This window comes from Frigoribacterium sp. PhB160, from assembly GCF_003751785.1.
Classification (GTDB): Bacteria; Actinomycetota; Actinomycetes; order Actinomycetales; family Microbacteriaceae; genus Frigoribacterium.
In genome coordinates, this window is sequence record NZ_RKIE01000001.1 from 1,835,929 (window position 1) to 1,851,104 (window position 15,176).

Genomic DNA, 15,176 nt, shown 5'->3' on the forward strand with positions numbered 1-15,176 from the left:
GTCGGTCCGCCCCCGGGCGGACCGACGCCGTCGGCATGTCCGTCCCCGTCGCCACCGCGCGACGGCACCACGCCCGTGAGGACCTGCCGTGATGATGACCTCGACGCACCTCGGCGCCGTGGCTGCCGCGACGTCGATCCCCTCGACCACGGCGACGGGCGCAACGGCCGCGCCCACGGGGACGAACGCCCTCTTCGGGGTCGTCCAGACCACGTTGACGATCGGGAGCGTCGTCCCCCTGCTGCTCGCGGTCGTCGCCGTGCTGCTCTGGCTCACGACTCGTCGCCGCGGCCCCGGGCAGACCCGGTCCTCGACGGGCTCGGGGGCCAACCGCACGCCTGTCGAGCACGCCCAGCGGCTGCACGACCTCGGCCGAGTGGCACTGCTCGGCTCGGCCTTCGGCCTCGTGCTCCTGGGGATCGGCGAGGTCGTCGTCGCCTACGGCACCCCGACAGGCCTGGGCGGTGCGTTCTCCGACGGGGTGTCGCCGCTGCTGGTCCCGGCAGTCGTTCTCACGGTCGTCGCCGCGGCGCTCTTCGCGACGTCACGCCGACCTGGTCGCTGACCCGACCCGGCCCGACGCGGCCCTCTCACCCCGCGCCGACGCCTGAGCAGGCCCCGCTCAGCCCGAGTAGCCCTGCACACCGGTGAAGTCGGGCGTCCCGTCACGCCCGACCGACAACGGCTGACCGTTGATGTACCGCGGCCACTCGAGCAGGTACGGGACGGTCAACGCGGGGTAGGCCCCTGCGGGCGGCAGCGAGCCTGGGAGGCCGGTCGGCGAGGCCACCACCGGTGCCACCGGAGCCCGGTGATCGACAGGGGCCTGGTGCTGCCACGCGTCCGCCGCCGGCCTGGTCGGACCGCCGTGCTCGCCCGCGCCGACGGGAGGCATCGGCGCGAGGGTGCCGGGGCGAGTCGCCGGGGCAGGGGCGGTCTGCGGTGGCCGGCCCGCGCCTCCGGCGCCGGTCGTGGCAGCGGCCGAGTGGAAGAGGACGAAGACGAGCGGGATGAGCACCGTGCCGAGGAGGTCGAGGATGGCCACCGCGACGACCACGCGCCAGTACCCCTCGGGGTAGTCGGGCTGCACGACGACGAACGGCACGCTCAGCATGGTCGCGAGGACCGCCACGAGCGCGATGGTGCCGATCGTCACGCGCTGCATGGTCGGCGTCGTGAAGCGCCGCTTGTTCGTCAGCAGCAGATGCACGTGCAGGAGGGCGACCCGGCCGACGGCCGCGACCCACAGCCACCGCAGGAGATCGCCCTCGCCGCTCGTGCCGAGCCAGAGCTTCTGCACCCCGATGACGAGCAGCAGGATGCTGACGCCGATGCTCGTGAACCCGAACGCGGCCGATCGCTTGCCCGACACGTCGGCGTCGTACCAGCTGCAGAGGGCGAAGAAGACGAAGAGGCCGATGGTGCCGAGCAGTCGCCAGGAGGTGTCGCCGAAGGAGCCGGTCAGGGCGGAGGCCACGCCGACGAGGGCCGCGGCGATGATCGAACCGACGATCGCGCGGAGCACGAGGGGACGGACCTCGTCGAAGAGGCGCTCGGAGCCCGAGCGCTGTGGTCCGCGGGGGCGACCGTCGCCGAGCGTGGTTCCGCCGGGAGGGGCGGGCGTGCGGGCAGGGCTGGGGCCGGAAGGGGGCGGGGGCGGTGGTGCACTCGTCATCCCGCCACTCTGGCGGCACCCGTCGCGACGCGCCACCCTCGCCGGGCTGATCGTGGACGGACGACGGTACGGCCTCGCCGGGGAGGGACGACCGGGCTCAGACCGTCCGGCGACCGGTGATGCGGCGGAACGCCTGCACGACGCCGAGGACGCACATGGCCGGAGCGAGGAAGGCGAGCACGGTGCTGAGCCCCTCCTCCGTCGAGCCGAGCCCGGCCGGGTCGTGGGTGACCGCGCGCGACGCGATGAGCAGCCCGAGGCCCGCCAGGGCGGTGGCCAGCGTCGAGAAAGCCGCGAGGGCGAACGCCTTGAGCCCGCGTCCCCGCATCATGGCGACGATGCCGTCGAGGAGGAAGGAGGCGACCAACGGCACGAACACGGCGAGCGCCACGACCCCGAGGAGCAGCAGGAGGACGGCGACGAAGCTGGCGGCGTCGAGCACGGTTCTCCTCTCCTGACAGGGGTACTCCGCGACGGTAGTCGGGCTCCGCTGGACGAAACCTGCCGATGCCCCCGCTCTGCCGGCCTTGCCCGGTCATCCCTCCACAGCGCGCGGCGAGCATGCAATGTCCCCAGGACCACGAGGAGGCGCCCCACGAGCCCCGCAGCATCGGTCACCGTGGCCCGATGATCATCGAAGCCGGATACGACATCCACCAGGTCCTCATGCCCACCGTCCTCCTCGACGCCCACGAGAAGGCCGACGAGCGGCGGCCCCTGTACGTGATGTCCCTCGACGCCGACCTCCGGCTCGAGAAGGTGTCGAGGGTCGAGAGACCGGGCGACGGCCATCCCCACCAGGCCGTGGCAGGGATCGTGGAGGCGCTGCGCGACGACTGCGACGGCCTCTTCGCCCCGGTGCACATCGTGCTCGCCTGGTACGCCGCAGGCTCCACCACCAGCGGGGACGGCTACACGGAGCATCGCCTCGACGAGGGCTTCCGGGACCACCCCGACCTGTCGACGTGGAACTACCTCGGACACGCCCAGTACGACGACGACACGGTGATCGGGACGTTCCCTCGCTTCAGCTTCCGCGACTACCCGGAGATCAGCGACTTCCCCCGGCCGGCCCTCTTCGTGGGGCCCCACGACTACGACTGTGCGTGCCTCGCCTGCGCCCAGTACCAGGAGCGCTTCGAGCAGCGCACGGCACGCCGCGCTCGCGTCGACGGCCAGGGCGACCCGGCGGACGGGCGTGCCTGACGCCCCGGGTCCCCGTCGGTCGATCGCTCTCGTGACCCCTCGTCCGCGCCTGCAGGCACCGACTACGGCGGCGACGTTCCCCTTCGTCTCCGACCCGGCGACGCGCACGCGCATGAGCCGGATCCGTCGACGCGACACCCGGCCCGAGCTGCTGCTGCGCCGAGAGCTGCACCGGCGGGGATGGCGTTTCTTCGTCGACCGCCCCCTGCGCGACGGGTCACGGTGCAGGCCCGACCTGCTCTTCCCCCGCCTCGGGGTCGCGGTCTTCGTCGACGGGTGCTTCTGGCACTACTGCCCGCAGCACACGCACCTGCCGAACGCCAACGCCGAGTACTGGCACGCGAAGCTCCTGGCGAACCGTCAGAGGGACGCTCGACACGACGCTGCCCTCCGGGACGACGGGTGGATCGTCGTGCGCGTCTGGGAGCACTCCTCGGTCGACGAGGTCGTCGCGTCGACGGAGGCGGTGTTGCTCGCGGCGTCGGCCGTCAACGGCCCGGGTCGGTGGGGCCGACCTCGGGCCTGGCGACCAGCGCTCAGGCCCCGGGCGTCTCCAGCAGGTCGATGAAGCGCGAGAGCAGGCCGAGGCCGGCGATCGAGGTCGGCATCGACGAGGCGAGGGCGGGCGAGTGGACCAGGTAGGCCGCCCACTTCGCACGCGAGATCGCCACGTTGAGGCGGTTGGGCATCAGGAGGAACTCGAGTCCGCGCGGGATGTCCGCGGCCGACGACGCGGCCAGCGACACGATGGCCACCACGGCCTCCCGGCCCTGGAAGAGGTCGACGGTACCGACGGTCGTCCCCGTCAGCCCCGCGGTGTCGAGCGCCTCTCGGATGACGGCGCCCTGAGCGTTGTACGGGGCCACGACGATCACGTCGTCGTCGGTCAGCAGGCGCGTGCCTCGCTCGTCCGACCACGACCGTCCGACGATCGACGCCACGAGCTCGACGACCCGGGCCGCCTCCTCCGTCGACGACGTCGTGTTGCCCGAGTGCAGCACGGGCACCACGTGCAGGCCCGGCTCGACGCCGTCGAGCGACCGCTCCGGTGCCCTCGACTCGAGGGCACCCTCGTACGAGAGCCGCGACACCGGCTCCGTGACGGCGGGGTGCATCCGGTAGGTCCGCGAGAGGAAGTAGCCGAGCGATGCCGGCAGCACGTCGTGCCCGTCGGCCAGCCACCCGAGCGCCGACTCGTCGACCGGCTCCGGGTGCTGCCCCTGGCTGACCTGCGGCAGCTGCTGCGGGTCGCCGAGCAGCAGCAGGCGCTGCGTCGCGACCGACGAGGCGATCGTCGGCGCCAGGGAGAACTGGCCGGCCTCGTCCACGACGAGCAGGTCGAGCGAGCCACGCGCGACGGTGTCCGCGTTGGCGAAGGTCCAGGCGGTGCCGCCGACGACTCCGCCGGTCTCGCCGTGGCCGCCGAGCAACTCCGCCACCGCGGCGCCGTTCTTGACGGGGGTCCACGACAGGGCCTCGAGCTCGTCGGCGGTGCGTCCGACCTTCGGCACCTTCACCACCCGCGACGGGTCGACCCCCTTCGCCACCACCGCGTCGAGGAAGTTCTCGACCACCGCGTGCGACTGGCCGACGATGCCGACGCGCCAGCCGTGCTCGGTGACGAGCCGAGCCACGACGGTCGATCCGACGTAGGTCTTGCCCGTGCCCGGGGGGCCCTGGACCGCCAGGTACGACCGGTCGAGCCCGAGCAAGGTCGCCATCACCGCGCCGACGGTGTCGTCGCCCACGACGGGCACGACGGCGGACGCGGCCGACGCGTCCCGTCCCCGAGGCGGTACGCGCCGCAGGAGGTCGAGCGCCGGGTCGGGCAGGGGCGACGGCAGCGCGTCGAGCACCGCGCGACCCCACTCCGAGATGGCCTCCGGCTGCGGAGCCGCGCGGGGCGGGGCAGCGGGCGTCAGGGCCAGCGGGAACTGGTGGTGCGGCTCGCCGCCGCTCGCCAGCGACTCCTTGACGAGCAGCACGACGCGGTCGCCCGCCGCGTCGACGTCGAGCACGGTGGCCCGGGCGACGGCGCCCCGGAGTCCGGGCCCCGCCGCCCGCACGGTGGGCGGCAGCGGCGCGTCGTAGACGAGGTGCGGCGACGGCCCGCCGACGGAGAGGCGGCTGCCGGGCGCGAGCGACCCCGCGAGGCGCAGGTCGCGGGACAGCGTGCGGGCGCGGGGCAGACGGTCCCAGTCGCGCACGACCTCGGCCCGCTCGACGACGAACACGTCGCGCGTGTCGGCCCAGTCGTCGACGGGGCCGCGCAGGCGGTCGAAGTGCTCTTGCCAGAAGGTCTTGGCCTCGCGGCGGTGGTAGTCGATGGCGGCCGCGGCGAGGGCGAGCGCGGTCTCGTCCGCCGTGCGGTCGAGCGGGTCGACGTCGGCGAGGAGGGCCGACAGCTCGACGAAGACGGGGTCGGGCTCGGCCTTCACGCGCTCGTCGTCGACGAGCGGCAGCAGGTCGTCGGAGGCGGCCGGTGCGCCGTCGGGTGCCGCCGGGACGAGCAACAGCAGCCAGTCACGGAGCCGCAGCGTCGAGCGGCAGTCGTACTCGTTGTAGTCGGCGACCTGGTCGAGCCGGGTCTGCCCGGCGGGGTCGCCGGCCCGGAGGGCGGTGATCGCGTCGACGTACGCCGTGATGCTGTCGGCGCCGTTCGCGACGTCGCCCTCCCCCTTGCCGCGCGCGTCGTCGCCCATGTAGAGCGGCTCGAGGGCCTTGATCGAGTAGCTGCGCGAGCCGACGACCAGGGCGGCCCGCACCACCGGGTAGAGGTCGACGAGCACCCCGTCCCGGAGCAGGTCGTCGACCTCCGTCTCGCCGACGCCGTGGCGAGCGGCCAGAGACAACAGGTGCGTGCGCTCGTACGCCGCGTAGTGGTAGACGTGCATGCCCGGGTGCTCCGCCCGTCGAGCCCGCACGAACGCGAGGAAGTCGACCAGGGCGACGCGTTCTTCTCGGAGGTCGTGCGCCCAGAACGGCGTGTACCGCGCCTCCTGGTCGACGCTGCCGAAGAGGTAGTCGAGCCCCCACACCGTCGCGTCGCCCTCGCTGTGCAGGGGGTCGCCCTCGAAGTCGAAGAACAGGTCGCCGTCGTCGGGCGCGGGGATCGCGGCGAGCGCGCCCGGGTCGACGAGTCGCACGGTCGGTCGTCCGGCCTCGCTCGCGAGCTGCAGCTGCGCCTGGGCCCGGAGCCGCGCGAGCGCGGCCCCGCCGACGCCGGGCACCGGCGACTCGCGCTCGGCGAGCGCGTCGATCGTCGTCACCCCCGCGTCGATGAGGGCCGACCGTCGGCCGAGCGACATGCCCGCGACGAGCACGAGGTCGCGGTGGGCCTCGACCTGCGGCGCGCACTGCGAGCAGCGGCCGCAGGCGGCGACGTCGGGATCTCCCCAGGCCAGGGGCGAGGAGGCGCGCACCCGGTCGTCGACGGAGGCGCGGAGCCGACGGCGCTGGGCCCGGTGCACCGGCGCGATGTCGGCGAGGTCGTGCGAGGAGGTCGTCCCGTCGCCGAGCACGAGGTGCACCCGCGGTCCGACGGCCACCCCGAGCGCCTCGATCTGCTCGGCGTACGCCGCGAGCTGCAGGAGCGCGGGGATCTTCGCGTGGCGGGCGAGCTTCGTGTCGTAGACCTCGTAGCGGCCCTCGTCGTCACGCAGGAGGAAGTCGGAGAACCCGATGAAGGAGCCGTCGAAGAAGGTCGCCTGGTAGAGCACCTCGACACCGTCGCGCATCGCCTGCAGGGCAGCCGCTGCCGCCGCCGGGTACCCGTCGCGCGGCGGGCGCTCGAACTCGACGACCTCGTGCGTCTCGCGCAGCGTCTGGAGGAAGCGCACCTCGTGGTCGTCTCCCAGCCTCGCCGTGCGGTCGAGCATGGCGTCCGGCGCCTCGTCGGCCAGCTCGACGCGGCCGAGCTTCGCGTCGAGCCGGCGGAGGAAGGCCCACTCGCAGGCGGTCCAGGTCGACAGGTCGCTCGGGCTGGTGACCACGGTGTCGTCGTCGAGGTAGATGGCGTCCTCCGGTTCGTGGGTGGCGGGGTGCACCGGTGCGGCGCTGCCGTCACGCTAGCGCCGATGACCGACACCGCCGGCCGCCGCGCACCCGCCCGGCCTCGAGCACCCGGCCGACCCCGCGCCTCCCCCGGGCCTCACCGCACCGCCCGGGCCCGTGCCTCCCGCGCGGTAGGCTCGTCCGTCGACGATCCGGGAGGCAGCGTGGTGGACGACCCGTCGGGGCACGAGGCCCTGACCCGTGACGACGTCGTCGGCGCGTGGGACGACGACCCGACCTGGGCATTGCTCCGCAGCACCAACGCGCGGTGGGTGCTCCCCCTGTTCTCCCGCTCCCTCGAGCACGCCGAGGGCCCCGTCTCGGCCGACTGGTTCCACCGCCGCGTGAGCGAGGCGCAGGAGGCGATCGACCCCGAGCAGCTCGCCACCCCGGCCGACCACTGCCGAGGCTGGGTCGACAACGGCTGGCTGATCCGCACCGGCGCCCGCGAGACCGGCGCCCGCTACCGCCTCTCCCAGCACAGCCTCCGGGCGCTGCGCATCGTCCGGGAGACGATCGAGCACGACAGCGTCGTGAGCGAGGCCCGCCTCGGCAGCATCGCCCACGCCGTGCACCACCTCGCCGGCCTCGCCGACCCGAGTCCCGAGTCGCAGCTGGCCCGCCTCGACGACCAGATCGCCGAGCTGCAGCGCCGTCGCGCGGCCGTCGCCGGCGGCCACGTCGAGCCGCCGACGTCCGACCAGCTGGCCCGGCAGGTGCGCGAGGTCGTCCGGCTGACCGCGTCCTTGCCGGAGGACTTCCGCCAGCTCAGCTCCCTCGTCGAGCAGCGCCACCGGGTCGTCGCCCGCCGCGCCTCCACCGAGCACGTCGGCAAGGGCGCCCTCGTCGACCAGTACCTCCGTGAGAACGACCTCCTCGAGCAGACGCCCGAGGGGCGCGCCTACCGCGGCTTCGCGCAGATGCTGTCGTCGCGCGAGATCGACGTCATGCGCGCCGACATCGAGGCGATCCTCACGCAGCCCGCCTCCGCCGAGCAGCTGAGCGACCACCAGCGGGCGCAGCTCGAGACCCTCATCTCGTCGCTGCTCTCGGAGGAGCAGTCGGTGCAGGAGACCTACGGCCGTTGGACCTCGTCGTTGCGCCGGTTCCTCAGCCGCACCGGTGCCGAGCGCCAGCAGCGGGTGCTCACGCTCGCCGAGCGCGCCCTCCACGCCGGCGGCGCCTGGGCCGAGCGACAGCCGGGCCACGTGCTCGTGCCCCGCGACGTCCTCGGACTCGGTGCGCTCGACGTCGTCGACGTGAGTCAGCTGCAGCCCTGGAGCGACCGCGGCCGCCCCACCGTCGAGGTGCAGGTCGACGAGGGCGACGTCGCGCTGCCCGCGGCCGACCGGGCCGCCCTCCGTCTCACCGCGGGCACGAGCACGGCCGCCGTCGCCGCGACGGTCGAGCGGCTGCTCGACGCCGACGACGCACCCGACGAGGTCACCAGCGCCGAGGTCTACGACGCGACCGACCCCGAGTTCCGACGGCTCGGCCTCGTCCTCAGCATGCTCGACCTCGCCGTCGACCACGGAGTCGTCGCGGACGACACCGAGACGGTCGCCCTCACCACCGCCGGAGGCGCGGTGCGCGAGGTCACGCTGCCCCGCCTCGTCTTCCCCCGCCGTCCCCCACGCCGCGACGGGCCTCCCGGGGCCGACCACGCGCCCCTCCTCCCCGACCCCGCCCAGCCCCGCGAGAGCGAGACCGCATGACCACGACACCCACCGACGAGCCGGTCGGCGCCCCGGCGATCTCCGTCGCCCCGGCCTCCGACGCCCCGCCCTCGCCCTCGCCCGCGCCCTCGCCCGCCGCCGGCCTGCGCGACGAGCTCCCCCTCGCCGGTCGCAAGGCCCTCGTCACGCTGCTGACCCACCGCTTCGTCTCCCGCTCCCGCCAGCAGGAGGCGTGGGCCGGCCTCCTGGCGTACGAACCGGAGATCCGCGCCCGCCTCGCCGAGATGTTCCTCGTGCTCGAGGTCGACCACGGCTACGAGGTCGCGTTCAAGCGCCAGAGCGGGCAGGACGACGTGCCCGTCCTGCTCCGTCGCGAGAAGCCGCTGTCGCGCGACGCGACGCTGCTGCTCGTCTTCCTGCGTCGAGAGCACGCCTACACCGACGCCGCCGACGAGGCGGTCGTGGTGTCGCGCGACCAGGTCGCCGAGTTCCTCGCCCGGTTCCACGACGACGCCGCCCACGACGAGCTGCGCTCGGCTCGCCGCGTCGACGCCGCGATCGCGGCCATGGTCGCCCGTGACCTGCTCCTCCCCGAGAGCGACGACCCCACGCTCTTCGTCGTCGCGCCGGCCGTCGTGCCCCTCGTGACGCCCGACCGGCTCGTGCAGATCGAGGCGATGTTCCTCGAGGCCGGGCGAGACGTCGACCCCGAGGGCGACCCCGGCGACCTCGGGGACGGGACCGACCTCGACGGGTCGACCCGCGCCTCCTCGTCCCCTGACGATCTGGACGACCTCGCAGGAGAGGCGTCGGAGGCGGCCGACACGACCGGCGACGCCCCGGCCCCCGACCCGACCGCCGTCACCCTCGACCTCGACGCCCCGGAGGACGACCGCGCATGACGCTCGCCGACACCCCTGCCCCCGGCGACCTCGCCGACGAGCTGCCCGCCTCCGACGCTGCCGCCCGCGACGCCGCCAGGGCCGACGACGCGCTGCCGGGCGACGACGACCTGCGGCGCGACGACGGCATGTTCCACTCCGGGCAGTACCGGATCGAGCTCGTGCAGCTGCTCAACTGGGGCAGCTACGCGGGGCTGCACCGCATGCCCGTGGGGCGCGGGGGCATCGCGATCCTCGGCCCGACCGGACGAGGCAAGTCGACCGTGCTCGACGCCATGTCGTCGGTCATCATGCCGAACCCGCAGGAGTTCAACCGGGCCGCCCGCGACGACGCCCGCCAGCGCTCCGAGCGCACCGTCTACAGCTACGCCCGCGGCAAGACCGACGAGGTGCGCGACGCCGGGTCGGACCAGACGACGACGCGCTTCCTCCGCCCGCTCGGCGAGTCGTTCGCGAGCGGCGCCGCCATCACGTGGAGCACCGAGCTCGGCGAGACCCTCACGGCCGTCCGCCTCGCCTGGATCAGCGCCGACACCTCGAGCCAGGACGACGTCACCCAGGCGAGCGTCTACCTGCTCGTCGCCGGCCGCTTCGACCTCGGCCGCCTCACCGAGGTGCGGCGCGAGGGCACGAGCACGTCGCCCCTGACGAAGGGCTCGATCGCCAAGCTGCTCGACCCCGCGACCGACCTCGTCACCTACTCGCAGCCCGAGCTGCGCGTGCGGCTCTGCGGCCGGCTCGGCATCGGCGGCAGCGACGAGTCGCAGCTCAAGGCCCTGACGCTGCTGCGCCGCGCCCAGGCGTCGAAGGGCGTCTTCTCGATCGACGAGCTCTTCAAGCAGTTCGTCCTGACGCAGCCGAAGGCGCTGTCGCGCTGGGAGACGACGCTCGGCACGTATCGCGAGGCCTCGCAGCTGTACGACGTGTTCGAGACGACCCGTCGCAAGCTCGAGGTGCTCGAGCCGGTGCCCGGGCTCGCCGAGCGCTGGCGCGCGGCCGGCGACGACGCGACCGCGGGGCGCGCCCTGCTCACGAGCGGCGTCGCGGGCGTCACGGAGCCGACGCGCCTGCGCGTCTGGCTCGCCGAGAAGGTCGGCGACCAGGTGCGCGGCCAGGTCGACCGCGTCCAGTCCGAGAAGCGCGAGCTGACCGACACGAGGAGGCGCGCCGCCGACGACGAGGACGCCGCCCTCCGCGACCGCGAGCAGGCCCTGGCCCAGATCGCCGACCTCGGCGGCGACCCCTCCCGGTCGCTCCGCGAGCAGGTGCGCTGGGCAGAGGACGCCGTCGCCCGGGTCGAGGCGCAGCACCGCCGCTTCGCCGCGCCGCTCGAGAGCGTCGGCGAGGCCGTGCCGACGACCAGCGAGGAGCTGGAGGCGCTGCGCGGCCGGGCCGCGTCGCTCGCCGCCGAGGAGGCCGCCGCCCGTCGCGAGCACGACGAGCTGCGGGGAGACCTGGGGGCGCGCATCTCGGAGACGCGCCGGGCCGTGGGCGAGCGCCAGCGGCAGAAGGAGTCGTTCGAGCGACGCCGCAGCAACGTCCCCGACGAGGCCGTGGAGCGACGTCGCCGCATCGCCGACGGCACCGGCGTGCCGGCCGCACGGCTGCCCTACGCCGGCGAGCTGATGGAGGTCGGCCCCGAGCACGGAGGCTGGACGACCGCGGTCGAGAGGGTCGTGGGCGACCTGGCCACGCACCTCCTCGTCGACCCTGACGACTTCGCGGCGGTGCGCCGCTTCGTCGACGCCGAGGACATGCGCGGTCGCGTGACGCTCGTGCCCGCGACCCCCGGGCTCTCGGCACGGCTGACGCCGATCGCGCGCACGGTCCCGTCGATGCTCGTGCTCGACGAGACCAGCCCCTACCGCGGCTGGCTGCACGACGAGCTCGTCGCCGAGCGCAGCGTGCTCTGCGTCGAGGGCGCCGACGATCTCGACTCCGCGCTGCCCGACGGCGTGCGCGGGGCGGTCACCCGTGCGGGGCTCCGCACCGGGTCGGGCCGCCGCGTCACGAAGGACGACCGGCGACAGCGCTCGTGGATCGGGCTCGACAACGCGGCCCGCGTCGCCGAGCTCGTCGACGAGCTCGGGGAGCTGACCCGCTCGCTCGACGCCGCACGCGCGGAGTGGGACGCCGCCGAGACGGCCGCCGGCGCCCGTCGCCGCGTCGTCGAGACCGTCGAGCGCGCCGTCGAGACGTCGTGGTCGGACGTCGACGCCGCGCCCGCCCGGGCACGCCTCGCCGACCTCCTCGGCCAGCTGGAGAGGGTCGCCGTCGAACAGCCCGAGATCGCGACGCTGCAGGCCCGAGCGGCCTCCGCCGACGACGACCGTCTCGCGGCCGTGAGACGCGGTGCGGAGGTGCAGCAGCGACTCGACCAGCTCGAGCAGGAGCACGCGACGCTCGTCGACCTCGAGGACGCCTTCACCGACGCCCTCACCGACGCCGAGCCGCTCACCGACGCCGAGCGGGCGCTGCTCGCACCCCTGCCGTTCAGCGCGCCGCGCGAGGCGGCCGACGTCGAGCGTTCGTACCGCGAGGCGGCCGCTCAGCTGCGGGCGCAGGTCGACGGACACGACCGCGAGCGGGCGCAGCACGAGCTGACCCTCGAGCTCGTCTTCGCCCGGTACCTCGAGCTCGACCCGAGCGCCGGCGTCGACGCGACGATCGACAGCCTGCCGACGGTGCTGGCGATCCACCGGACGTTGCTCGACGACGACCTGCCGCACGCGAAGCAACGCTGGCTCGCGAAGGCCGGGAGCGACGTGGGCGACAGCCTCCGCGCCCTGCTCGTGCAGATCGAGGAGGACGGCCACGTCATCCGCCGTGGGGTCCGGCCCATCTCGCAGGCGCTGCGCGAGATCGAGTTCCGCGAGGGCTCGACCCTCGACATCGAGCCGCGGCCGGTGTCGAACAGCGACCTGGTCGAGTTCCGGCGGACGCTGCGGGAGCACACAGCGGCCGCGGCGGCCGGGGGTGCCGGGAGTACCGGCGGCGGCTCGTCGGACCCGGCCGAGGTCGAGCGGCGCTTCCTCGCGCTGCGGCGCGACCTGGCGCACCTCGAGGAGCGGTCGAAGATCGGCGACGCCTGGCGACGCCGGGTGCTCGACGCGCGGGAGCACTACCAGTTCCGCGCGATCGAGACGCGGGCCGACGGGACGCAGGTCGTGCACGAGGGCGTCGCGGGCAAGTCGGGCGGCGAGGGCCAGGAGCTCATCGCGTTCGTCCTCGGGGCAGCGTTGCGGTTCCGGCTGGGCGACGGCAGCGACCGGGTGCCGACCTACGCTCCGATCGTGCTCGACGAGGGCTTCGTCAAGGCCGACGCCGAGTACACCGGGCGGTCGCTGGCGGCCCTCCGGTCGCTCGGCTTCCAGCTCGTCGTGGGGGCGCCGCGCGACAAGGTGGCGGCGTTCGAGCAGCACGTCGAGAGCGTCGCCTACATCACGAGCGATCCGGCCCGGCCGGAGCTCTCGCGCATCTACCCGCTGACGATCCGGCAGGCGGTCGAGATCGAGCGCCACGGCCTCGACCCCGCCCTGCTCGAGTAGGCCCGGGCGCGGCCGGGCCGAGCAAGCCCGGCCCGGCCTGACCCGTGGCGAGAGTGTCCACGAATCGTCGCCCGCACGCGTCACCGACGACGATACGTGGACGAGCGCGCTCGAGAGGGAACGCTCGCGAACGTCACGTGCCGCCTGCGGGCGGAATGACTCGAGCGGGGCGGAACGACCGGGCGTCAGCCCGGGGTCCGAGCCCTCAGGCGCGAGGAGACGCCCTGCCCTCGCCAGCGCCCTCGCCGTCGCTGACGGCACGCGCCGCGGTGTTCGCCCGCCAGGTCCCCGCCAGGACGGAGACGAGCAGCACGCCCATGCCCGCGAGGATCGCCGGGGCCGCCGCGTCGTCCGACCACCCGCCGACCACCGGAGCGCCCACGCACGCGATGGCGACGAGGCCACCGACGACGGCGACGATCGCGAGGACGATGACGAGCACTCCCACAAGCATCCGACGAGCCTAGGCCTCCGGGGCGACACCCGCCTCGCCCGCCCGGCGGACCCGGCCGGCCCAGGAGCGCGGGAGGCGCGGGCCGGCCGACCCGCGCCTCCCACGATCGCGTCCCGGGCAGGGCCCCGGTCGACGTGCGAGTGTCCACGGGTCGTCGCCCCCGACACCGCAGGGCGACGATCCGTTGACACGCGTGCCCGGCCGGGCCAGGGCCAGGGGTCAGTCGTTCGCGAAGAGCTGGTCGACCTGCTCGGAGGCGTCGGCGAGCGACTCGGGCTCGGACTGGCCGATCAGCACCGACTCCATCGCGGGCTCCATGACGGCGAGCACGTCGAGCCAGTGGTTGGCGATCGGCGCCAGCTCGGTCTCGCCCGCGGCGACGGCGTCGTAGTAGGTCGAGACGTCGATGCCGGCGTCCGCGAACGCGGTCGCCGCCTTCTCGCTCGAGCTGTTCAGCGCCGGGAAGACCACCGCGGCCTCGGCCACGACGTCCTGGCAGGCGGCCGACGACAGGTAGCCGACCCACTTCTTCGACAGCTCGGGCTGGTCGGTCGTCGACAGCACCGAGTCGGCCAGGCCGTTCAGCACGCCGGCACGGTCGCCGTCGGGGCCCTTCGGCAGCGGGGCGATGCCCGCCTCGACTCCCTCGAAGCTGAAGTAGGTCTTGGCGTTCCAGCTGCCGTCGGTGGCGAGGGCGTAGCGTCCGGCGCCGAACGCCTCCTGGATGCCGACGCCCGACGACGCCGCCTGGTAGCTCGGCATGTAGCCCTTCTCGACCAGCGAGCGCCACCACTCGATCGACTCGATGAACTTCTCGTCGTCGTAGTTGAAGTCGGTGCCGAACGGGTTCTTGTCGGCGTAGGTCCAGTCGTTGCTGAGCGCGTACATGCTCCACTGCGTCTGGCCGAAGGCGCCGATGCCCGACTTCGACTTGAGGCCGAGGCCGTAGACCGCCACGTTCGAGGCGTCGAAGCCCGGCTCGTCGCCGCGCACGCCGTTCGCGTCGACCGAGAGGCGGGCGATGGTCTGCTCCCACGTGCCGCCGTCCTCGGGGTTCCAGCTGAGGTCCTGCAGCGACTCCGGCGTGAGGCCCGCGTCGGCGAGGTACTGGGCGTTGTAGATCGTCGCGACGGTGTCCCAGTCCTTCGGCAGCCCGTAGCGCTCGCCGTCCTCGCCGACCCAGAGCTCGGGGATGCCGGCCTGGTAGTCGTCGAAGTCGATGCCCTCGCTCTCGACCACGTCGTCGAGGGGAAGCAGCTGCCCCGTGCTCGCGAGCTGCGGGAAGAACGAGGCGTGGTTCGTGATGACGTCGGGGGCGTCGCCGCCGACGAGGCTCGTCGTGAGCGTCTGGAAGTAGTCGTCCCAGCCGAACTGCTGGATGTTCACGGTGCTGCCGGGGTTCGCCGCGGCGAAGTCGGTCGCGCACTGCTCGTAGGCCGGCTGCTGGTTCGAGTCCCACAGCCAGTAGGTGATCTCGCCGCTGGCGTCGCCGCCGCCCCCGCCGCCGCCTGCGCAGGCGGTGACGGCGAGCATCGGCAGCACCGCGATCGCGGCGGCCAGGCCCCTCTTCTTCTTCGTGTTCATGGTTGTCCCTTCGTCGTTGATGCGGACTGCTGTCTGGTGCGGTGTGGCTGCTGGTGGGGGTGCGGAGGCCGGGGCGAG

Annotated in this window: 11 protein-coding genes; 6 read left to right on the plus strand and 5 right to left on the minus strand. The window is 74.0% G+C overall.

What is annotated here, in order from left to right; genetic code table 11:
- Positions 1 to 91: 91 nt before the first annotated feature.
- Positions 92 to 565 (plus strand): hypothetical protein, encoded by a 474-nt coding sequence (locus EDF38_RS08690; RefSeq protein ID WP_123354861.1) that lies wholly within the window; start codon positions 92 to 94, stop codon positions 563 to 565.
- Between the two features lie 57 nt (positions 566 to 622).
- Here the strand turns inward: EDF38_RS08690 and EDF38_RS08695 are convergent, their stop codons facing one another.
- Positions 623 to 1,525 carry a hypothetical protein gene (locus EDF38_RS08695; RefSeq protein WP_123354862.1) on the minus strand — a complete coding sequence of 301 codons (903 nt, stop codon included), beginning with the start codon at positions 1,523 to 1,525 and terminating at the stop codon, positions 623 to 625.
- Between the two features lie 247 nt (positions 1,526 to 1,772).
- A complete protein-coding gene (locus EDF38_RS08700; protein WP_123354863.1) occupies positions 1,773 to 2,117 on the minus strand; it encodes a hypothetical protein in 345 nt (114 codons plus the stop codon).
- Between the two features lie 185 nt (positions 2,118 to 2,302).
- On the opposite strand from EDF38_RS08700, the gene EDF38_RS08705 reads away from it, so the two are divergent.
- Together EDF38_RS08705 and vsr are read left to right on the plus strand one after the other, a co-directional pair.
- Entirely contained in the window at positions 2,303 to 2,881 is a 579-nt protein-coding gene (locus tag EDF38_RS08705) for a hypothetical protein (RefSeq protein ID WP_123354864.1), read from the plus strand.
- A gap of 31 nt (positions 2,882 to 2,912) precedes the next feature.
- Complete coding sequence (vsr, locus tag EDF38_RS08710; protein WP_255409848.1) at positions 2,913 to 3,449, plus strand: DNA mismatch endonuclease Vsr; 537 nt, start codon at positions 2,913 to 2,915, stop codon at positions 3,447 to 3,449.
- Here the strand turns inward: vsr and EDF38_RS08715 are convergent.
- Entirely contained in the window at positions 3,418 to 6,927 is a 3,510-nt protein-coding gene (locus tag EDF38_RS08715; protein ID WP_233572311.1) for a bifunctional RecB family nuclease/DEAD/DEAH box helicase, read from the minus strand. The genes vsr and EDF38_RS08715 overlap by 32 nt on opposite strands.
- Before the next feature lie 171 nt (positions 6,928 to 7,098).
- Between EDF38_RS08715 and EDF38_RS08720 the strand changes: the two genes are divergently transcribed.
- From EDF38_RS08720 to EDF38_RS16345, 3 genes are read left to right on the plus strand one after another with little or no spacing between them, the layout of a single operon-like run.
- Positions 7,099 to 8,649, plus strand: coding sequence for a DUF3375 family protein (locus EDF38_RS08720; RefSeq protein WP_158613336.1), 1,551 nt, complete (start codon positions 7,099 to 7,101; stop codon positions 8,647 to 8,649).
- Positions 8,646 to 9,512, plus strand: a complete 867-nt coding sequence (locus EDF38_RS08725; RefSeq protein ID WP_123354866.1) for a DUF4194 domain-containing protein — start codon at positions 8,646 to 8,648, stop codon at positions 9,510 to 9,512. The genes EDF38_RS08720 and EDF38_RS08725 overlap by 4 nt, the downstream gene beginning before the upstream one ends.
- Entirely contained in the window at positions 9,509 to 13,060 is a 3,552-nt protein-coding gene (locus EDF38_RS16345) for an ATP-binding protein (protein WP_123354867.1), read from the plus strand. The genes EDF38_RS08725 and EDF38_RS16345 overlap by 4 nt, the downstream gene beginning before the upstream one ends.
- A gap of 205 nt (positions 13,061 to 13,265) precedes the next feature.
- On the opposite strand, the gene EDF38_RS08735 is transcribed toward EDF38_RS16345, so the two are convergent.
- Together EDF38_RS08735 and EDF38_RS08740 are read right to left on the minus strand one after the other, a co-directional pair.
- Positions 13,266 to 13,514, minus strand: a complete 249-nt coding sequence (locus EDF38_RS08735; RefSeq protein ID WP_148061468.1) for a hypothetical protein — start codon at positions 13,512 to 13,514, stop codon at positions 13,266 to 13,268.
- Between the two features lie 219 nt (positions 13,515 to 13,733).
- The gene (locus EDF38_RS08740) at positions 13,734 to 15,098 is read right to left on the minus strand and encodes a sugar ABC transporter substrate-binding protein (protein ID WP_123354869.1); all 1,365 of its coding nucleotides are present in this window, start codon (positions 15,096 to 15,098) and stop codon (positions 13,734 to 13,736) included.
- Positions 15,099 to 15,176: the final 78 nt, after the last annotated feature.